At 64.2% G+C, this 20,322-nt stretch carries 18 protein-coding genes; 10 read left to right on the top strand and 8 right to left on the bottom strand.

The annotated features are described in order from the left end of the window. Positions 1-538 precede the first annotated feature (538 nt). Complete coding sequence (locus QSV36_RS20065) at positions 539-1,045, bottom strand: disulfide bond formation protein B (RefSeq protein WP_289133877.1); 507 nt, start codon at positions 1,043-1,045, stop codon at positions 539-541. 491 nt (positions 1,046-1,536) lie between these two features. After that, positions 1,537-2,715, bottom strand: coding sequence for an NO-inducible flavohemoprotein (hmpA, locus tag QSV36_RS20060; protein ID WP_289133876.1), 1,179 nt, complete (start codon positions 2,713-2,715; stop codon positions 1,537-1,539). A 154-nt stretch (positions 2,716-2,869) separates the two neighbouring features. Here hmpA and norR point away from each other — a divergent pair, with 154 nt between their 5' ends. The 7 genes from norR to QSV36_RS20025 all read left to right on the top strand — a co-directional run bounded on the left by norR (position 2,870) and on the right by QSV36_RS20025 (position 10,255). After that, positions 2,870-4,423: a nitric oxide reductase transcriptional regulator NorR gene (norR, locus tag QSV36_RS20055; RefSeq protein ID WP_289133875.1), complete on the top strand. Its 1,554-nt coding sequence runs from the start codon at positions 2,870-2,872 to the stop codon at positions 4,421-4,423. Positions 4,424-4,492: 69 nt separating this feature from the next. Beyond that, positions 4,493-5,392 (top strand): chemotaxis protein, encoded by a 900-nt coding sequence (locus tag QSV36_RS20050; protein ID WP_289133874.1) that lies wholly within the window; start codon positions 4,493-4,495, stop codon positions 5,390-5,392. 87 nt (positions 5,393-5,479) lie between these two features. Continuing rightward, positions 5,480-5,791, top strand: a complete 312-nt coding sequence (locus QSV36_RS20045) for a hypothetical protein (RefSeq protein WP_289133873.1) — start codon at positions 5,480-5,482, stop codon at positions 5,789-5,791. Further along, entirely contained in the window at positions 5,788-6,522 is a 735-nt protein-coding gene (locus tag QSV36_RS20040) for a YkgJ family cysteine cluster protein (RefSeq protein ID WP_289133872.1), read from the top strand. Before QSV36_RS20045 ends, QSV36_RS20040 begins: the two co-directional genes overlap by 4 nt. A 174-nt stretch (positions 6,523-6,696) precedes the next feature. Beyond that, on the top strand, positions 6,697-6,921 hold the full coding sequence (locus tag QSV36_RS20035) for a hypothetical protein (protein WP_289133871.1): 225 nt from the start codon (positions 6,697-6,699) through the stop codon (positions 6,919-6,921). Between the two features lie 204 nt (positions 6,922-7,125). After that, on the top strand, positions 7,126-8,460 hold the full coding sequence (locus QSV36_RS20030; protein ID WP_289133870.1) for an OprD family porin: 1,335 nt from the start codon (positions 7,126-7,128) through the stop codon (positions 8,458-8,460). Between the two features lie 304 nt (positions 8,461-8,764). Continuing rightward, entirely contained in the window at positions 8,765-10,255 is a 1,491-nt protein-coding gene (locus QSV36_RS20025; protein WP_289133869.1) for a sensor domain-containing diguanylate cyclase, read from the top strand. Here the strand turns inward: QSV36_RS20025 and QSV36_RS20020 are convergent. Next, the gene (locus QSV36_RS20020; protein ID WP_225780450.1) at positions 10,252-10,728 is read right to left on the bottom strand and encodes a ferritin-like domain-containing protein; all 477 of its coding nucleotides are present in this window, start codon (positions 10,726-10,728) and stop codon (positions 10,252-10,254) included. The genes QSV36_RS20025 and QSV36_RS20020 overlap by 4 nt on opposite strands. A gap of 201 nt (positions 10,729-10,929) precedes the next feature. Between QSV36_RS20020 and QSV36_RS20015 the strand changes: the two genes are divergently transcribed. Then, positions 10,930-11,151 (top strand): DUF3820 family protein, encoded by a 222-nt coding sequence (locus QSV36_RS20015; RefSeq protein WP_289134240.1) that lies wholly within the window; start codon positions 10,930-10,932, stop codon positions 11,149-11,151. A 58-nt stretch (positions 11,152-11,209) separates the two neighbouring features. Here the strand turns inward: QSV36_RS20015 and QSV36_RS20010 are convergent, their stop codons facing one another. Genes QSV36_RS20010 through ptsP form a run of 3 tightly spaced genes read right to left on the bottom strand, consistent with a single transcriptional unit; the run spans position 11,210 to position 16,746 of the window. Next, positions 11,210-12,949, bottom strand: coding sequence for a PTS fructose-like transporter subunit IIB (locus QSV36_RS20010; RefSeq protein ID WP_289133868.1), 1,740 nt, complete (start codon positions 12,947-12,949; stop codon positions 11,210-11,212). Then, entirely contained in the window at positions 12,946-13,893 is a 948-nt protein-coding gene (pfkB, locus tag QSV36_RS20005; RefSeq protein WP_289133867.1) for a 1-phosphofructokinase, read from the bottom strand. Before pfkB ends, QSV36_RS20010 begins: the two co-directional genes overlap by 4 nt. Further along, complete coding sequence (gene ptsP, locus QSV36_RS20000; RefSeq protein ID WP_289133866.1) at positions 13,894-16,746, bottom strand: phosphoenolpyruvate--protein phosphotransferase; 2,853 nt, start codon at positions 16,744-16,746, stop codon at positions 13,894-13,896. 284 nt (positions 16,747-17,030) lie between these two features. On the opposite strand from ptsP, the gene cra reads away from it, so the two are divergent. Together cra and QSV36_RS19990 are read left to right on the top strand one after the other, a co-directional pair. Next, positions 17,031-18,026, top strand: coding sequence for a catabolite repressor/activator (cra, locus tag QSV36_RS19995; protein ID WP_225780446.1), 996 nt, complete (start codon positions 17,031-17,033; stop codon positions 18,024-18,026). Between the two features lie 2 nt (positions 18,027-18,028). After that, complete coding sequence (locus tag QSV36_RS19990; RefSeq protein ID WP_289133865.1) at positions 18,029-18,805, top strand: TatD family hydrolase; 777 nt, start codon at positions 18,029-18,031, stop codon at positions 18,803-18,805. Positions 18,806-18,862: 57 nt separating this feature from the next. Here QSV36_RS19990 and ampE read toward each other — a convergent pair whose 3' ends face one another. Continuing rightward, on the bottom strand, positions 18,863-19,693 hold the full coding sequence (gene ampE / locus QSV36_RS19985) for a regulatory signaling modulator protein AmpE (RefSeq protein ID WP_289133864.1): 831 nt from the start codon (positions 19,691-19,693) through the stop codon (positions 18,863-18,865). Beyond that, the gene (gene ampD, locus QSV36_RS19980; RefSeq protein ID WP_289133863.1) at positions 19,690-20,262 is read right to left on the bottom strand and encodes a 1,6-anhydro-N-acetylmuramyl-L-alanine amidase AmpD; all 573 of its coding nucleotides are present in this window, start codon (positions 20,260-20,262) and stop codon (positions 19,690-19,692) included. Before ampD ends, ampE begins: the two co-directional genes overlap by 4 nt. Positions 20,263-20,322 lie beyond the last annotated feature (60 nt).

Below are 20,322 nucleotides of genomic sequence, written 5' to 3'. Positions count from 1 at the left end.
TTGCTTCAATGCAATTTGTGTTTTGGTAGCCAACACTTCGTCCTGCCAAGTGCGGCATTTCGCGCCCGTACTCGCTCCTGCCCGGGTCCGACTGCAGGGCCTTGGCGTCAAGCGGGTTAGCGGTGCTTATGGTTTCGTAGGCAACAGGCCTGTACTTCAGACCAAGTCCATTTGGTGCGGGAAAACGCGGAGGGGGGTCCGCCCGGTATCGCCGTTGGGCGAAACTTGACGAAGTCAGCAAAAAGGAGCGCTGGGGCTTCCTTCAATCCTGCGACTCGCAAGCAGTGCCGAACGGAAATTGGGGGCGATTGTAGATAGGTCGCCAACCCTTGACTATGACTTATTGAGCAACAGTCTTTTACAGATTCCGCAACAATGCTGCTCAAAAATTCAACTTCGCGACAGTTTGTCGCACCCCGCTTGCTAGCCCTCAAAGCCGCATTCTGCAAGGCCTGCGGGTTGATCTGGATCAAGCGGGGAGCAACTTTTCACTCTTCTCATGGGGCGCAAAAGACCCCATGCAATTCGGTACTTTTGTCTAAGCCTGGCGTCGGTTGCGGTAGATCCCGAGCGGAACCAGCACAGCCGTCAGGACAAACGCCAGCAACGCCCACTGCGCCAGGGACAGGCCGAGGATCGGCGGATACGGCGTGCTGCAGAAACCATCGACCTGGAACACCAGCGGCCACAGCTTGGCCAAGGGCAACTCGTCGACGATCGGCTGCAGGGTATCGATGCCACAACTGACCATGGGGTTGGCGAGTATATACACATGGTTGCCGGCCGCAACGATTCCGCCAATGGCGCTGAGCACCACCAGTGCCTCGAAGAAGGTCAGGCTACGGCGCCCGGGCATCGCCGCCGCAATGAAGGCGAACAGGGCAATGAACAGCAGCGCATAACGCTGCAGGATGCACAGAGGGCACGGCGCCTCGCCGAGCACGATCTGCATGTAAAGGGCGCCGCCGATCAGCGAAATGCAGATCAGGCCCAACAGCACCAGAAAGCGCCGTTCCCGATTCAGGCGCGATGTTTGTTCGTTCATTGCCGATTCCTTCGATGGATAGTGGCAGCATGGTCCGCCTGCCTGGGCGCAAGTCTACACGCTAGGCAGGGCCTGTGAGCGTGCCGAGGAAGCGGCGCGATAGCGCGGCGCAGGGCTATCCGGTGTGGCTGAGACCGGCCGCGGCGACGTCGGTTCAACGTCAGGCGGCAAAAAGCGGCTGCCCAGGTGCCGCGCAGGGCCAAGCCCCTCGACACCCGGGAGTGAAGGATACCGTGATTAAAGGAGAATTAAAGATTAAACCTGCGCTACGGTTTTAATCCTTCCTTATATATAGGCATAAGGTGGGGTAGCCCAGCCGCTGGCAAGCCAGCCCCCAGTCGGCGAATGCTGTCGACCGTTTCGTTCTCGATTACCCACGGGCGGGAGCAAGGCTGCAAGGGAGCTGGCTTGCCAGCGGCTGGGATGAATACCTGTTCCTGCGCCGCCCTGCTCGCGGGCTTGCCTGCGGACAGGGGGGCGCAGGGATTACATCATTCCAACGCCGCCGCCGGCCCGAAGAACTCGTAACGGCTCTGCTGCTCCGGCACACCCAGGCCCTTCAACTGGCGCTTGACCGCCGCCATGAAGCCCTTCGGCCCAAGGAAGTAGGCATCCACATCACGCTCCTGTGGCAGCCACTCGGCCAGCAGGTCTTCACTCAGCAAGCCCACTGCATCGGCTGCCGCACCAGCGTCCGGCTCGGCATAGCAATAGAAGCGCTTGAGCTGTGGATAACGCGCTGCCAAAGCATCGACCCAGTCACGGAAAGCATGCACGGCACTGTTGCGCGCACAATGAATGAAATGCACTTCGCGCCGGGTTTGCAGGGCCGCCTGCAGCATCGCCAAGGTCGGGGTAATGCCCACGCCACCACTGATCAGTACCAGCGGCTTGTCGCCCGCAGCCAGGGTAAAATCGCCTGCCGGTGGGAACAGCTGCAGGGTATCGCCCACCGCCAACTGGTCATGCAGATAGTTGGAAACCTTGCCGCCCTGCTCGCGCTTGACGCTGATGCGATATTCCTTGCCATCGCACAGGGCCGACAAAGAATAGTTGCGGCGCTGCTCGGCGCCGTCGATGTCCAGCTTCAGGCCGATGTACTGGCCAGGCTCGGCCTTGAGCACCGGTTTACCATCCACCGGGGCAAAGTAGAACGAGACGATCTCGCTGCTTTCCTGCTCTCGGCGTACCAGGCGGAACTCACGGGTACCGCGCCAGCCACCTTCGGCTTGTTCTTTCTGTTGGTAGAGGTTCTCTTCAGCGCCAATCAGGATGTCGGCCAGCTGGCCATAGGCCGCACCCCAGGCCTCGATGACCGCAGGGGTGGCGATGTCCTTGCCCAGCACTTCTTCGATGGCACGCAACAGGCAACTGCCGACGATCGGGTAGTGCTCCGGCAGAATCTGCAAGGCGACGTGCTTGTTGATGATCTGACCGACCAGGCCGCCCAGCTGCTCCAGCTGGTCGATATGGCGGGCATACATCAGCACGCCGTTGGCCAGGGCGCGCGGCTGATCCCCGCTGGCCTGGTGGGCCTGGTTGAACAGCGGGCGCACCTGCGGATACTCGCTGAGCATCATCTTGTAGAAGTGAGTGGTCAGCGCCTCGCCGCCGCTTTCCAGCAGAGGGACAGTGGCCTTGATGATTGCACGTTGTTCGGCATTGAGCATTGCAGCAACTCCTGAGCCTGTGGCTTCGAATGACTGCCATGGCTATTTCAGCAATCGTGCCAGGTTTTATCTTCAGCAAAACCAGGGGGTTGACCGCCATCATGTCAAAACGACCCGGCCCAGCGTATAGTCATATCGACCTATAGGAGTCCGTATGACTACAAAGCCGTTGCTCACCACCCTGCTACCTCTGGTCAGCGACCTGTCCCGCGACCTGCCGGACCAGGAACGATACCGCCGCCTGTTGCAGGCCATGCGTGGGCTTCTGCCGTGCGACGCCGCCGCGCTGCTGCGCCTGGATGGCGAGTGGCTGGTGCCGCTGGCGGTGGACGGCCTGAGCGCGGATACCCTCGGCCGGCGGTTTCGGGTCAGCGAGCATCCGCGCTTCCAGGTCCTGCTCAGCCGCCCGGAACCCACTCGCTTCGCCAGTGACTCTGAATTGCCCGACCCTTATGACGGACTGGTCAACGCCGCCGATGCCAACCTGGAAGTTCATGACTGCATGGGCTGCCCATTGATGGTCGATGAGCGCCCCTGGGGCCTGGTCACGCTGGACGCCCTCACCCCCGGGCAATTCCAGAGCCTGGAGCTGGATGCCTTGCAGGCCTTTGCCAGCCTGGCCGCTGCCACGGTCACCGTGGCCGAGCGTATCGAACACCTGGCCCTGCGCGCCGAAGATGAGCACCACCGTGCCGAGATCTACCGCCAGGCCAGCGGCCAAGACAAGGAACTGATAGGCCAGAGCCCGGCCCACAAGCGCCTGGTAGAGGAAATTCGCCTGGTCGGGGGCAGCGACCTGACCGTGCTGATCACCGGGGAGACCGGTGTCGGCAAGGAGTTGGTGGCGCGAGCCCTGCACCGGGCCAGCAACCGCGCCGAAAAGCCGTTGATCAGCCTCAACTGCGCCGCATTGCCCGATACGCTGGTGGAAAGCGAACTGTTCGGCCATGTACGCGGCGCCTTCACTGGCGCCCACGGCGAGCGCCGCGGCAAGTTCGAGCTGGCCAATGGCGGCACGCTGTTCCTCGACGAAGTGGGTGAACTGCCGCTGACTGTGCAGGCCAAGCTGCTGCGAGTATTGCAGAGCGGCCAGTTGCAGCGCCTTGGCTCTGACCGCGAGCACCAGGTGGACGTGCGCCTGATCGCCGCCACCAACCGCGACCTGGCGGCAGAGGTGCGCAGCGGCAACTTCCGCGCCGACTTCTACCACCGCCTCAGTGTCTACCCGCTGCATGTCCCACCGCTGCGCGAAAGAGGCCGCGACGTGCTGCTGTTGGCCGGCTACTTCCTCGAGCAGAACCGTTCGCGCCTGGGCCTGAACAGCCTGCGCCTGAGCAGCGGCGCCCAGGCGGCACTGCTGGCCTACGACTGGCCGGGCAACGTGCGGGAACTGGAACACCTGATCGGTCGCTCCGCGCTCAAGGCACTGGGCCAGCACGCCGACCGACCACGCATCCTCACCCTTGAAGCCATCGACCTGGAGCTGCGCACGACGGTAGCGCCGGTCACGCCCCCCTCCCCTGCCGCGCCCCTGCAGGAAGCGGCGCTGCCCGAGGGCGGCCTGCGCGAAGCCGTCGACCTCTACCAACGCCAACTGATCGAAGCCTGCCTGCAACGGCAGCAACACAACTGGGCGGCAGCGGCCCGCGAACTGGGCCTGGACCGGGCCAACCTCAGCCGTCTGGCCCGGCGCCTGGGGTTACGCTGACGGGGTGTCGCTAAAGCCCGAACAGATCAGGCCGATAACCGGTTACCCCTGTTCCCGACGAAGGTCACCATGGCCACGCAAAATGCCCGCGCGGACTCGCTGTCCCTGCTGCTGTTCACGCTGCGCAGCGGCAAGTTGATGGCAATCAACCTGCTCAAGGTCAGCGAGATCATCCCCTGCCCACCGCTGACCAAGCTGCCCGAGTCGCACCCTCACGTAAAAGGCGTGGCGACCCTGCGCGGCAACCCGTTGTCGGTCATCGACCTGTCCCGCGCCATCGGTGAACGGCCCTTGGCCGACCCGGACGGCGGCTGCCTGATCGTCACCGAGATCAGCCGCTCGCGCCAGGGCCTGCATGTGCAGGCGGTCAGCCGCATCGTGCATTGCCTGAGCACCGACATCAAACCGCCGCCCTACGGCTCGGGCAGCCGCTCGTTCATCACCGGCGTCACCCGGGTCGACAATACCCTGGTGCAGGTCCTGGACATCGAAAAAGTCATCCATGCCATTGCTCCGCCGGCACCCGAGCCACCCCACAGTACCCTGAGTGAAGAGGACGTCAGCTTGTTGGCCGCCGCCAACATCCTGGTGGTGGACGACAGCCAGGTGGCCCTGCAACAGTCGGTGCACACCCTGCGCAACCTCGACATCGAATGCCACACCGCGCGCAGCGCCAAGGACGCTATCAATGTGCTGCTGGAGCTGCAGGGCACCGCACAGGAAATCAACATCATCGTCTCCGACATCGAAATGTCCGAGATGGACGGCTACGCTTTCACCCGCACCCTGCGCGAGACCCCGGATTTCCAGCACCTCTATATCCTGCTGCACACATCGCTCGACAGCACCATGAGCGCAGAGAAGGCCAGGCTGGCCGGGGCCAATGCCATTCTCACCAAGTTCTCCTCGCCGGAGCTGACCGATTGCCTGGTGGTGGCAGCGCGTACCGTGGTGTTCGCCGAGCGCTGACAAATCCTGCGACAAACTCCCCGGCTTGCCACAGGGGTTGAGACGGGCATAATCGCGCCTCTCGCAAGCCATTTGCCGGAATCGTCCATGAAGTTCTTCAGCGCTATCCTCATCACCTGTACCCTGTTCAGCGCTACCGCCCAAGCCTCCAGCAGCCAGGCCTGGAACGAGCAGCGCCAGCAGATGCTCAAGGCCTGCTTGGCGGCCAGTCAGTTCAAGGACGCCCACGTTCGCAGCAAGCCTGCCGAGTTCGATGACCAGGTCGGCATGAGCGCCCTGCTGATCGAGGGCGTCTATCCACAACAGCACATGCAGCAGCGTACCGGCACCGAACTGTGCCTGTACGACCGCCGGCAGCATCGGGCCTTCGTCAGCGAATGGAGCCCGGAGGTCAAGTGACCGACAGCCTGCGTTTCGCCTGCACCGGCTGCGGCAAGTGTTGCACCGGCCACCACGTGCCTTTGACCCTGGACGAAGCCCGTCACTGGGCGGCAGATGCCGGCCAGGTGGTGGTGCTGATCGAAGCTTTCGTGACCGATGGCCCAGGCATGCCGCTGGAGCAGCGTGAGCATGTAATGCGCCGTTCCCATCCCGTGCGTTGCGGCGCTGGCGAGGTACGCGCCGCGGTGACCTTTGCCGCATTCAACCCCGGACGCTGCCGCAACCTCGACGACAATGACTTGTGCACCATCTATGACCGCCGCCCGTTGGTCTGCCGTATTTATCCGGTAGAGATCAACCCGCATATCCCGCTGCGGCCAGCAAGCAAGGACTGCCCGCCGCAAGCCTGGCAGCAAGGGCCTGAGCTGATTCACGGCACGCAACTGCTCGATACCGGGCTGCAGGCATTGGTGCACGCCTCGCGCCAGGCCGACAGGAACGATATCGCGGCCAAGGTGCGAATATGCCAGGCGTTAGGCATGACTACCAGTGCGCTAAAAGGCAATGGCTTTACGGCTTACCTGCCCGACATGGGCGCGTTTGCCGCAGCCCTGGCGCAACTGCCGGAAGACGGCGGGGCAGCTTGGACCCTCCATGTCGAGGACCAAGCGCTAGGGGCGAGTTTGCAGGAGTACGGCTTGCACATAACCCGCGAACCCCCGCTGTACTACGCCTTCATTGGCTTCTGAACAAGCCGTCCCGTCTAGCACGGGGTTTCCGACGAATGTCCCGTGGCCTTGCAGTGCAATCGTTACCTTTTGCGCAACAGTGCTTATCGCACTTCGCTCTGTTTCAAGTGTATTGAAAGGGCTAACTTTAGCCCCGTCCTCATTAGCACTTGCACTGCAAGAAGGTAGTTTCAAATGTCCAACAGTAAGGGTATTGCCAGCGTCTTCGTCCTGTCTTCCCTGTTGTTGTCGCCGCTGGCCATGGCCGAAGAATCGCAGGCTTTCATTACCCGTAACGCCGAGTTTGCCGCCGTTCATCAAGAGGCTCGCGATGCCATAGCCGCACAGCAGTCCGATGCCACCAAAGACGCAAACCAGACAGCTTCCAAAGTTTCTGTCGAGGCCAATGCCGACAGCTGAGCAAGCGCTGTTACTGCTCCCGTTTTCCCTTGGCTACGCCATGGGCACTACCGGTGCCGATATGTTAGCCTTTTAAAGCCGCTGCTGATCAGCGGCTTTTTTTATGTGCTTCAACTATCAGCCCGGCTGTAACGTTCACCGATAAAAACACGCACATTCGAAAATAAAAACTGCCCCACCGCCCGACCCAAGGAGCTAGTACCGGTGCCTTTCGCGTTTCGTTTTACCCCGCTGTTCATTGCGTTGACTGCAACGATCCCTTTCGCCGCCCAGGCAGATGAAGACAAGGCTGATGGCTTCATCGAAGGGTCGTCCCTCAACTTGCATTTTCGTAATGCCTATTTCAATCGCGACAATCACAACACCGGCGTGCGTGATACCCGCGAGTGGGGCCAGGGCGCGGTGGCGCGCTTCGAGTCGGGCTACACCCCGGGTGTGCTTGGCGTTGGTCTGGATGCCCATGCGATGCTGGGCCTGAAGCTCGATGGCGGTGGCGGCCACGCCGGCACCAGCATCCTGCCCGAGCACATCAAGGACGACGGCGAGCTGGGTGCAGCGCCACATTCGTTCTCCACTGCCGGGGCCGCGCTCAAGCTCAAGGCGTTCGACACCGAACTCAAGGCGGGTGACCTGTTCCTGACCAACCCGGTGATTGCCGGCGGCGAAAGCCGCATGCTGCCACAGACCTTCCGTGGCGTGAGCCTGACCAATACCAGCATCGACGGGTTGCTGCTCGAAGGCGGCCAGGCGAGCTTCACCAAGCCCTACAACCAGAGCGGCCACCGCCGCATCGACAGCTACTACGGCGCGCTGGACGAGCACGACAAGAGCAAGCACCTGAACTGGGCCGGCGCGTCGTGGAGCGGTACCCCGAACATCACCGCCAACCTGTATGCCGCCGAGCTGAAGGACATCTGGAACCAATACTATGCTGACTTCGACTACACCTACGTGGTCAACGACCTGGTCAGCCTGAACCCGGGCGTGCACTTCTATCACACCCAGGACACCGGCCAGGCGCTGCTGGGCAAGATCGACAACAATACTTACAGCGTGCACTTCACCGTCAACGCCGGGTACCACAGCGTCACCGCCGCCTACCAGCGGGTCAATGGCGACACGCCGTTCGACTACATCAACCTTGGCGACAGCATCTACCTGGACAACTCGCGCATGTACTCCGACTTCAACGCGCCGAACGAGCGCTCGTGGAAGCTGCAGTACAACTATGACTTTACTGGCATGGGCGTCCCGGGCTTGACCAGTACGCTGTCGTACTCGCGCGGTGAGGCCGACCTGACCAAGGCCACTCAGGACACCAGCCACTACGACTATTACCGTGCCGACGGCAAGAATGCGATGCACTGGGAGCGTGACCTGGATGTGAAGTACGTGTTCCAGGAGGGTGACCTCAAGGATTTGTCGGTACTGCTGCGCTATGCCGTGCACCGTGGCAGCCAAGGTTATGCCTCGATCGACAGCAACAGCGACAACGATGAATTGCGGGTGATCGTCGATTACCCGTTGAACGTGTTCTGATTCGAAACCGCCAGCGAGGGCCTTGCCCTCGGTTCACCGACGCGGTGGATGGCACCGGCTCTGCCGGTGATCGCGGCTGAGGCCGCTCCTACAGGTACCGCGTCAACCCGAAACCGGCGCAATTCACACCTGTAGGAGCGGATTTAACCGCGAAGCAGGCGCCGCGGCAATTGTGGAAGCTGGCGTGCCGGCGATGGGCTGGGCTGAATCGCTTGCGTAATTCCGTCGGACAAATCTTGTTCGACAATCCCCACTTCCCTAGAATGTCGCCGCCGCGAATGGCCCTGCCCACGCAGTAGCGAGCATGATCCCCCGACCCCCGCGTTTCGCACTCTACAGGTCACACCCCGAGCTGTTCCTCAACCTGGGCAGTTGCCTTGCCGTGCTCGCCATTGTAGCCATCGTCAGCTACCTGCTGGCCCGTGAGCGCGACAGCGTCGAGCTGTCGGCGATCCGCTCGTCCAACAACATCGTCCAGCTGATCGAAAGCGACATCCTGCGCAACGCCGAGCTTTACGACCAGTCCTTGCAGGGGCTGATCTGGGCGGTCGGGCGCAAGGAATTGGCACAAATAACCGGCCCACTGCGCCAACGCCTGCTGTTCAATGAAGCCTTCGTCGACCGTAAGCGCGGGGATGTGCTGTGGCTGGACAAACAGGGCAACGTGGTGGGCGATTCCACCAGTAGCGTGCCGCGCAAAGCGAACTTCGGTGACACCGGGGTATTCCAGGCACACCAGCGCAATGCCCACCTTGGCTTGCTGGTGGGTCCACCGTTCAAGGCCCAGCTCGGCGGCCTGGACTGGTGCATCAGTTTCAGCCGGCGCATTTCCGGGCCCGATGGCGAGTTCGCCGGGGTGGCTGCGGGCGCGCTGCGCCTGTCGTACTTCAGCGAATTGTTTCGGCGCCTGGATATTGGCGACGACAGCAGCATCAACCTGCTCAACACGGACGGCCAACTGCTCGCGCGCCAGCCCTCCCGCAAACAGGATCCGCTGATCGGCAGCAACTTCGCCGATCGCCCCAATTTCAAACGCATCCTCAATGAGCAGAGCGGCAGCTTCACCGCCCGCTCCGGCAGCAGCGCAAAGCTGCGCATCTATACCTTCGCGCGCGTCCCGCAATTGCCATTGATTGTGCTGGTGGCGCATTCGGCCGATGAAGTGTTCCAGTCATGGCGCCGCACCGCGATCATGGTCAGCGTCGCCACCGGGCTCCTGTGCGTCGGCATCCTCTGGCTGACTTTGTTGCTGGGCCGCGAATTGCGCCGTCGACAAGAGGCTGAACAAGGCCTGGAGACCCTGGCCGCCACCGATAGCCTGACCGGCCTGGCCAATCGCCGCCGCCTCGACCAGGTGCTGCGCCAGGAGTGGGCACGCGCCCAACGCAGCCGCAAACCATTGGCAGTGTTGATGGTGGATGTGGACCATTTCAAGGCGTTCAACCAGCGCCATGGCCACGCGGGTGGTGACCATGCCCTGCGCGAGGTGGCCAAGACCATCGAGGCATGCATCCGCCGTCCCGCCGACCTGGCGGCGCGCTATGGCGGTGAGGAATTTCAGTTGGTGCTGCCGGAAACCGATCTCGCCGGCGCGCAGTTGCTGGCCGAGCGGATCCGCGCCAGTGTCGAGGCGCTGGCGCCGTTTGCCGATGACGCCCACTCGGTCACGGTGAGCATCGGCATCGGCCTGTCAGGCACCCAGCACGACCTGGCGGAGGTGCTGGGTGCTGCAGATGAGGCGCTCTACCGGGCCAAGGCCAATGGCCGTAACCGGGTAGAGGGGCCGGCCGATTAGGACCGGGCGCGAGCGGCGTCGCGCAGCGCCTTGACCTGGTCATGGTTGCGCTGCACGCCCTGCAGTTGCTTCTCCACCAGGCCATAGGTCTGGTCGCTGGCGGTGCGGCCCAGCTTGACCAGTTTTTCGCGGGCATCCTTGTAGGCCTTGAGCGCATAGTCTTCGCCACGCTCGACCTCGTTCAGCACGGCTTCTTCGCTCTTGCCGGTGAGCATGGACTTGAAGTTGACCCAGCCCCGGTGCAGGTCACCGCTCAGGCTGGTCGAGGTTTCCGGATCACCGCCCAGGCGGCGCACCTCGCTCTGCAGCTCGCCTGCAGCGTTGGCGCATTCGCCAGCGCGTTGTACGAAGAAGGCTTTCAGTTCCGGGTTCTTGACATCATCGGCCGATTCGCGAAAACCCTTTTCGCCGTCCTTGCTGTACTCGATCAGGTCGTTCAATACATCGATCACATCTTTGTTCGGGTTGCTCATGGCAAAACTCCTTGGCAGGTGATAGTCCACCAGAGAGGAGCAGCGATCGTGCCAACCCGTTTCAAAAATAAAAAATCAGTAATATCAAACGGTTAGGTGATCCAGCTTAACGCCGGCAAGCGGCGTTCTGCATGATTGCCGCTTGGGCGCTCGTGCAGATTGCAGTATGGTCGGCGCTCCCTACAGCCAGGTGCGTCGATGATGAAGCCGGAAACCCTCGAACTGCTGGTGACCCGCAGCATGCCGTTTGGCAAGTATCAGGGCCGGGTCATCGCCGACCTGCCGGGCGACTACCTGGCGTGGTTCGCGCGCAAAGGATTCCCGTCGGGGGAGCTGGGCGGGTTGTTGGCGCTGATGCACGAGATCGACCATAACGGGCTGGGCGATTTGCTGGTGCCGTTGCGGCAGAAGCATCGCCGCTAGCCGGCGCCGGCCTCTTCGCGGAGAACACCGCGAAGAGGCTGTGCGACCAACCCAGCCCCTAGCCTTTCGCCGGGGCTACTGCCAGCTCTACTGCTTCGCTCTTCTTGATCAGTGCATACACCACTGCCGTCAGCAGGCTCCCAGCCACGATTGCCAGCAGGTACAGCGCCGCATGGTTGATCGCATTCGGGATCAGCAACACGAACAGGCCACCATGGGGTGCCATCAGCTTGCAGCCGAAGTACATCGACAAGGCCCCGGTCAGCGCGCCCCCGGCGATGCTGGCAGGGATGACCCGCAGCGGGTCCTTGGCGGCAAACGGGATCGCCCCTTCGGAAATGAAGCACAGGCCCAGCGCCAGGGCTGCCTTGCCCGCCTCGCGTTCGCTCTGGGCGAACTTGCGGCGGGCCAGCAAGGTGGCAATACCCAGGCCGATCGGCGGCACCATGCCCGCGGCCATGGTCGCCGCCATCGGCGCGTAGCTCGACGAAGCCAGCAGCCCGACCGAAAAGGCGTAGGCGGCCTTGTTGATCGGCCCGCCCAGGTCGACGCACATCATGCCGCCCAGCAACAAGCCCAGCAGGATGGCGTTGGTGGTCCCCATGCTGTCGAGGAAGTGGGTCAGGCCTTCGAGCATCGCCGCCACCGGCTGGCCAACCACATAGATCATCACCAGGCCAGTGAACAGGCTGGCCAGCAACGGGATGATCAGGATCGGCTTGAGTGCCTCCAGGCTGCTGGGCAGGCGTGCCCAGCGGGCAATGGCCTTGGCGCTGTAACCGGCGAGGAAGCCGGCGACGATGCCGCCGATGAAGCCAGCACCCAGGGTGCTGGCCAGCAGCCCGCCGATCATGCCAGGTGCCAGCCCCGGGCGGTCGGCGATCGACCAGGCGATGTAGCCCGCCAGCAATGGCACCATCAGCTTGAATGCAGCCTCGCCACCGATCTGCATCAACGCCGCCGGCAGCGTACCCGGCTGTTTGTAGGCTTCGATACCGAACACGAACGACAGCGCTATCAGCAGCCCGCCCGCCACCACCATCGGCAGCATGAACGACACACCGGTCAGCAGGTGCTTGTATACCCCGGTTTTCTCGCCCTTGGCCGGGCCAGCCGCGGCTGCGGCATCGGCGCTGTTTTCCACCTTGGCTTCGGCCAGGGCCTTGTCCAGCATGGCACGGGCCTGCTTGAGGGCAATGCCGGTGCCACAACGGTAGATACGCTTGCCGGCGAAACGCGCGGTGGGCACTTCGATGTCGGCAGCCAGCAACACCACATCGGCAGCGGCGATGGCTTCGGCAGACAGAGGGTTGCGCGCTCCCACCGAGCCCTGGGTCTCGACGGTGAGCTGGTAGCCCAGTTGCTGCGCGGCCTGTTGCAGCGCCTCTGCGGCCATGAAAGTGTGCGCGACGCCGGTCGGGCAGGCAGTGACCGCTACGATGCGTACACCCGTACTGGTGACTTCGGCCGGGCTGTCTGCCACGGATGCCAGCAGCTGGGCGTTGACCGCCGCTTCATCAAGGAAGCCCTCGCGGTCGGTCAGGGCCTGGGACGGCGTACTCTGGTAGACGCGCTTGCCGACGAAACGGGACAGGTCAACTGGCCCGGTGCTGATCACCAGTATCCAGTCAGCCTCGGCGATCTGCGCGGCGCTCAGTTGCCGCTCAGGGTGCTCGGCGTCCTGCACCTCGACGCTGGTGCTCCAGCCACGCCGCTGGGCCGCAGCGGATAGCAGACGCGCGCTCAGCACGCTCGACACCTGGCCGTTGGGGCAGGCGGTGACAATGGCAATGTTCATCGGCAACCCTCTTGTTGTTCTGTCAGTTGCACAGCGGCTTCCAGGCGCGCCAGTTGCTCCCGGTCGCGAATGCCGAAACCCACCTGGGTCACCGCCTGCGCAGCGATGGCGGTGGCACGGGTCAAGGTCTGGGCCGGCGCTTCGCCCTGCAGCAGGCCATGGACCATGCCGGCCACCAGCGAATCCCCTGCACCGACCGTGCTGGCCACCTGCACCTTGGGCGGGCAGGCATGCAGGTCGAGGTCGCGGCTGAACCAGCTGACGCCCTGTTCGCCGGCTGACACCACCACGTGCTCGATGCCACTGGCCAGCAGGCGCGCGGCAGCGGCACGCTGCTGTTGCGGATTCTCCACCGCCAGGCCCAGCACTTCGCCCAGCTCTTCGGTATTCGGCTTGACCAGCCACGGAGCGCTCTGCAAGCCGGCACGCAGGGCTTCGCCGCTGCTGTCCAGCGCAACCTTCAGCCCCTGGGCTTTCAGGCGCTCAAGCAACAGGCGGAACCATTCGGCACTGATGCCGCGCGGCAGGCTGCCCGCCACCACTACTGCGTCATGCCCGGCAGCAACCTGCTCCAGCAAGCGCAATAACGCGCTGCGTGCGGCTTCGTCCACCTCCGGGCCCTGGCCGTTGATGTCGGTGACGCGGCCATCGGCTTCGACCAGCTTGATGTTGCTGCGGGTTTCGCCGGGCACGCGGACAAAACAGTCGGCAAAGCCACGCCACTGGATCAGCGTTTCGAATGGCTGCAGGTTATCGCTGCCGAGGAAACCGCCTACCGTGACGCTGTGCCCCAGGTCGGCCAGTACCTGGGCGACGTTCAGCCCCTTGCCCGCGGCGTGGCTGTGCTGCGCCTGGCTGCGGTTGACCTGCCCCGGGCGCAGGGTATCCAGGCCGATGGTGATATCCAGCGCCGGGTTCAGGGTAAGAGTAAGGATCTTGGCCATTCAGTAACGCTCCACCAGCGCGCGAACCGCTGCGGCGCTGTCCTGTTGCAGGGCCTCGCGCGCCAGGGCGCGGGCCGTCTGGTGATCGGCCTGGCGGACCAGGGCCTTGACTTCGGCGATGCTGCGCGCCGCGACGCTGAGTTCGTCCACGTCCAGGCCGAGCAGCACGGCGACCGCCTGCGGGTCGGCTGCCAGTTCGCCGCATACCCCTACCCATTTGCCATGGGCATGCGCGGCGCGCACGGTCATGTCGATCAGGCTGAGCACCGCTGGGTGCAGGCCGTCGGCCTGGGCCGAGAGGCTGGGGTGGCCACGGTCGATAGCCAAGGTGTATTGGGTCAGGTCATTGGTGCCGATGCTGAAGAAGTCGACTTCGCGCGCCAGTTGCGGGGCCAGCAGGGCCGCCGAAGGCACTTCGACCATGATGCCCAGTTGCAGGTCGGCCACCGGGATCTCCGCCCGCAGGCGCTCGACCATGGCCCGCGCTTCGCGCCACTCGTGCACTTGGCCCACCATCGGGAACATGATGCGCAGCGGGCGCTGGTCGGCGGCCCGCAGCAAGGCGCGCAGCTGGTCCTCCATCACCTGCGGGCGCTGCAAGGTCAGGCGTACCCCGCGCACGCCGAGGAACGGGTTTTCCTCGGCAGCGATCGGCCAGTACGGCAGCGGCTTGTCGCCGCCGACATCGAGGGTACGCACCACCAGCGGGCGACCATCGAGGCCGTCGAGCACGCGCCGGTATTCCGCTTCTTGGGTGGCCACGTCCGGCGCCTGCGGGTGAGCCATGAAAATCAGCTCGGTGCGCAGCAGGCCCACGCCTTCGGCGCCCTGCTCTACCACCTTGGCGATACCGCTGCTTTCGCCGATGTTGGCGAACACTTCGATGGCATGACCATCGCGGGTGACTGCCGGCTCGAAGCGGTTGGCCCAGGCAGCCTGCAGGCGTTGCTCGCGCAGGTCACGCTCGGCCAGGGCACGTTGCAGTTCGTCTGCTGGCGGCGCCACGCTGACCACCCCGCGCTGGCCATCGAGCAGCAACGGCGTACCGGCCTCCAGCAGCAACATTGCGGCGCCGGCGCCAACCACTGCCGGAATGCCCAGGGCACGCGCGACAATGGCGCTATGGGCGGTGGCGCCGCCCTGGGCAGTGACGATACCGGCCACGCGGCTCGGGTCGAGCCGGGCGACATCGGACGGGCCGACTTCGGTCATCACCAGGACGTACGGTTGTTCCGGTTCAGGCTGCGCCTGCACCCCGCACAGTTGCGCCAGCACACGGCGGCCGACGTCGCGCAGGTCGGCGGCACGTTCGGCCAGCAGGGCGTCATGCAACGACTCCTGCTGACGGGCCGCCGCCTCGATTACCGCCATCCATGCCGCTGCGGCGCTTTCGCCCTGGGCCAGGCGCTGCTCGACGTCATCGCTCAGCGCCGGGTCGGCGAGCATTTCCTGGTGAGTCACGAAGATCTCGCCAATGGCCTTGTCGCTGCGCTGAACCAGGGCCTGCAGTTCGCGATTCACAGTCGCCAGCGCTTCGCGCAGCTTCTGCCGCTCCTGGACCAGCGACTCGCCGCGCAGCGGGTAGTCGAACTCGCGCTCGACACACAGGTGCGCCGGGCCACTGGCAATACCCGGGGCAGCACCCACCCCCTGGACACGGCTACCAGCCGGCGGCGCCTGCAGCACTTCGGCGACAGTACCGGGGGCAGGCGCGTCAGCCGGCGGCAGCGGCTCCACCTCCTCGCCCAGACCTTGTTCCATGGCAGCCACCAGCACCGGCAAGGCATCCGCGGCGATGCCTGGCTCGGCCAGCAGTTCCAGCGCCTGGCCACGACGGGCACCGAGGCTGAGCAGCTTGCTAAGGCTCTTCACCGACACTGCCGGCTGCGCGCTGTCGGCCAGACGCACGCGGATCTCCCCCTCGAAGCCTTTGGCCAGTTGCGCCAGCACCTTGGCCGGGCGGGCATGCAAGCCATGCGGGTTGGCCAGCACGATACGGGCGCTGGGCCAGTCCGTCGGCGCCTCACCGCCCAGCACTTCCAGCACCGCACGGCTGCTGGTGGCCTGGTACAGCGTCTGCCCGCGGCCTTCGATGAGCACTTCACACAGGCGTTCGAGCAAGGCCTGGTGGGCAGCGCCGAGGCTGGCCAGGCAGAACAGGCCGTTGAGCGGCTGGTCGCGGTAGCGCAGTGGCTGTTGCGGAGTGATGAAGGCCAGGCCCGGCTGGCGCACCAGGCGCTCGCTGTGCAACCACCACAGGCCCTCGCCCAGCGGCAGTGCTTCGGCCTGCTGCAGCACCGCGGCAAACCCGCTGTCGACACACCCGGCCCGTTGCAGCAAGCGGGCGCCGCGCCAGGCCAGTTCGTCGAAATCCTCCGCTGGCAGGTTCAGGCCGACCAGTTGCGCATCCAGCGCCAGCTCCTGCGGCGCACCTTGCAACAGCTTCAGCAAGGCCTCGGCAGAACCGGCGCGGCGCAGCGCTTCGGCCAGGTCGGTCTCACCCAGGGCACGGGTCAGCAGTTGCAACAGCCGCAAGTGCTCGTCGGAGCGGGCGGCGATGCCGATGGCCAGGTAGACCATTTGCCCATCGCCCCAGTCTACACCTTCGGGAAACTGCAGCAGGCGCACGCCGGTGGCGTACACCAGGTCGCGCGTCTGCGGAGTGCCGTGCGGGATGGCAATGCCCTGGCCAAGAAAGGTGGAGCCTTGTGCCTCACGGGCCTGCAGCCCTTGCAGGTATCCCTCGGCGACCAGACCGTCAGCGACCAGCCGGTCGGCCAGCAGGCATAATGCCTCGGCCTTGTTGGCGGCCTTCTGGCCCATGGCTATCTGCTCCTTGGCGAGCTCGAGCATGACCTTCTCCTTTTGCAGTTCCCGGTCGGGTACTGGAGTATTGTTGTGAAATTCACAGGAACGGCCAGTTCGACAGCCTTGCACGGATGGCAGCCGAGGCAGAAAATTCGGCAGCTGAAACGTTTAACCTGACCAGACGGCCACGTTACTCGATAATCTGCCGGGGAAAAAGCCCCATCCTGTCGGACAATTGCGACAATGGTCGTCTGCGCGTGGCGCCGCTGCCGGGTCAAACTACCCGGTCAGGCTTCACAGCCAGCCCCGGTAATAACAAGGAAAATTCGGTGAAACTCAGCGATATCGCCCGTCTGGCCGGTGTGTCCGTGACCACTGCCAGCTACGTCATCAATGGCAAGGCCGAACAACAGCGCATCAGCAACAGCACCGTCGAGCGGGTACGTGCGGTGGTCGAGGCCCATGGCTTCACCCCCAACCCGCAGGCCGCTGGCTTGCGCAGCCGGCACACCCGCACCCTGGGCTTCATTCTCCCCGATCTGGAGAACCCCAGCTACGCCCGCATCGCCAAGCAGCTCGAACAAGGCGCCCGCGCCCGTGGCTACCAGTTGCTGATCGCCAGCAGCGACGACCAGCCTGACAGCGAGCGCCAGTTGCAGCAGCTGTTCCGCGCACGCCGGTGCGACGCCCTGTTCGTCGCCAGTTGCCTGCCCCCGGGAGACGACAGCTACCGCGAGCTGCAGGAGAAAGGCTTGCCGGTGATCGCCATCGATCGCCGCCTGGACCCGGCGCACTTCTGTTCGGTCATCAGCGACGACCGCGATGCCAGCCGCCAGCTGGCCGCCAGCCTGCTCGCCACCAGCCCGCGCAGTATCGCCCTGATCGGCGCTCGGCCGGAGCTGTCGGTCAGCCAGGCCCGTGCCGGCGGCTTCGACGAAGCCCTGCAAGGTTATGCCGGCGAAGTTCGCCGCTACCAGGGCGAAGCATTCAGCCGAGAATGCGGCCAGCGCCTGATGCAACAGCTGATCGACGACCTCGGCGGCCTGCCGGACGCCCTGGTGACCACCTCGTACGTGCTGCTGCAAGGGGTGTTCGACACCCTGCAGGCGCGCCCGGCCGACTCCCGCCAGCTGCAGCTGGGTACCTTTGGCGACAACCAGTTGCTCGATTTCCTGCCGCTGCCAGTGAACGCCATGGCCCAACAACATGGCCTGATTGCCGCCACCGCCCTGGAACTGGCACTGGCTGCCATCGAGGAAAAACGTTACGAACCTGGTGTGCACGCGGTCGGTCGAACCTTCAAGCAACGCATCACAGCGGCCTGAACATGCGCCTGATCGACACCCACACCCACCTCGATTTTCCCGATTTCGACGCCGACCGCCCGCGTCTGCTGGCCAATGCGGCGGCGCGCGGGGTGGAGCGAATGGTGGTACTGGGGGTGTATCAGGCCAATTTCCAACGCGTGTGGGACCTGGCTTGCAGCGATCAGCGCCTGTTCGCCGCGCTCGGCCTGCACCCGATCTACCTCGACCAACATCGCCCGGAGCACCTGGCGCAATTGCGCGAGTGGCTGGAGCGCCTGCGCGGCCACCCCAAGCTCTGTGCCGTGGGCGAATTCGGCCTGGACTATTACCTCGAAGGCCTGGACAAGGCGCGCCAGCAGGAGCTGTTCGAAGCGCAACTGCAAATGGCCTGCGACTTGGAGCTGCCTGCCCTGCTGCATGTGCGCCGCAGCCACGCCCAGATGATCGCCACGCTCAAGCGCTACAAGCCGGCGCGGGCGGGGGTGATTCATGCCTTTGCCGGCAGTTACGAAGAAGCCCGGGAATACATCAAGCTGGGCTTCCGGCTTGGGCTGGGCGGAGCCGGTACCTGGCCGCAGGCGCTGCGGCTGCGCAAGACCCTGGCGCGCCTACCGCTGGACAGCGTGGTGCTGGAAACCGATGCACCGGACATGGCCCCGGTGATGTACCCGGGAGAGCGCAACAGCCCGGAGCACCTGCCGGAGATTGCCACGGTGCTGGCAGAGGTAATGGAGGTGGACGTCAGCGAGCTGGCAGAAGCCAGCAGCCGCAATGCGTGCGAGATGTTTGGCTGGTAGCCGCTGAATCGCCCCTGTCCCGGGATTTCACGCTCCTGCAAAGGGACGCGTCTGGCTTCAGGCCAGTACCGTCCACAGGGCAAACCCGGCATACCACAGCACTGCACAGCGCAGCAGCAATTCCCACAGGCTGTCCAAGCGCCCCAACCCACGCTGGTCGTCTTCTTCCTCGGGAATGTCATCGGCAATGCGTCCCACCCGAGCCACCAGGTGCGCGGCGCTGATGTGCCAGTTCAGCAATTCATGCAGCATCACCCGCGTTACCGCGACGAAATTGCCCACCAAGGCAAAGCTCAACGCCAGAACCCGCACCGGCAGCCAGTCCATGGCATGCCGTAGCTGCTCGGCACGTGCCTTCAGCGCCGGCTGCCTGCTGTGCTCACCACACAGCGCCAGCAGGCGGTAGGCCAGCGCTGCACCCGGGCCGAGCACGAAGTACCAGAAGATCACCGCGAAAAAGCCTTGGTACACCTGCCACAACAGGTTGCCCTGAACGCTCACCAGCAGGCTGCGTGGATCGTCGGCGGCCAGCCCCAGGTCGCGCTCTGCCACGTGCAACGCAGCCTGGTCATCGCCCCTGCGCCAGGCATCGCGGAACGGCCCCAGCGATGCCTTGGCATCGCCGCGGCCCAGGCTGTATATCAGCACCAGCAGGTGCACCGGCAAGGCCAGCAGGCCATAGGCCACAGGGTCCAGCACGTGCAACAGCAACACCAGCAACGCGACTGGGGCCAGCACCAGAATGGCCAGCGTCCACCACGGGTGTACCTTGCCGCTACGCTCCAGGCGCACCAGTTCGCCGATGAAGAACCCGTCACGCTGTACCTGATGACGCAAGGCCGAGAACTTTTCGACCCACAGCGCCAGCAACAACACCAGAAAACTCATGCCTTGTCCTCGTTGTGCAGCAGCGCTGCGCGGTAACGCGGCCAGTCGAAGGCCGGGCCAGGGTCGCTCTTGCGTTGCGGGGCAATGTCGCAATGGCCCTGGATGCGGTCCAGGCCGATGGCCGGCCAGGCGCGGCGGATATGCCGGGTAAGTTGCTCCAGCACCGCGTACTGGGCATCGGTGTAGGGCAGGTCGTCGGTGCCCTCCAGCTCGATACCGATGGAGAAGTCGTTGCAGCCTTCGCGCCCGTCGAAGCACGACACGCCGGCATGCCAGGCACGCTCGAGCAAGGACACGAACTGGGTCACCGCACCGTCGCGCTCGACGAACAGGTGTGCCGACACGGTCAGGTGGTTGATGCTGGCGAAATAGGGGTGCTCGTCAGGGTCCAGGCGGTTCTGGAAGAACTGCTGGACCTTGCCGGTGCCGAAACAGGCCGGGGGTAGGCTGATGTTGTGGATCACCAGCAAGGAAATCGATTCGCCTTCGGGGCGGGCATTGAAGTTCGGCGAGGGGCAGTGGGTGATTCCGTTTCCGTGGAACCAGCCAGTGGCACGGTCCAATTGCATGAGGCGAATCCTGAAAGTGCCGTGAACAGAGCACCAGTATGCCCTGCGGCCAAGGCCGTT

This window comes from Pseudomonas sp. BCRC 81390 (genome assembly GCF_030341915.1).
Taxonomy (GTDB): Bacteria; Pseudomonadota; Gammaproteobacteria; order Pseudomonadales; family Pseudomonadaceae; genus Aquipseudomonas.
Note: the sequence above shows the minus strand (reverse complement) of the source record. Positions and strands in the feature narration are given on the sequence as shown.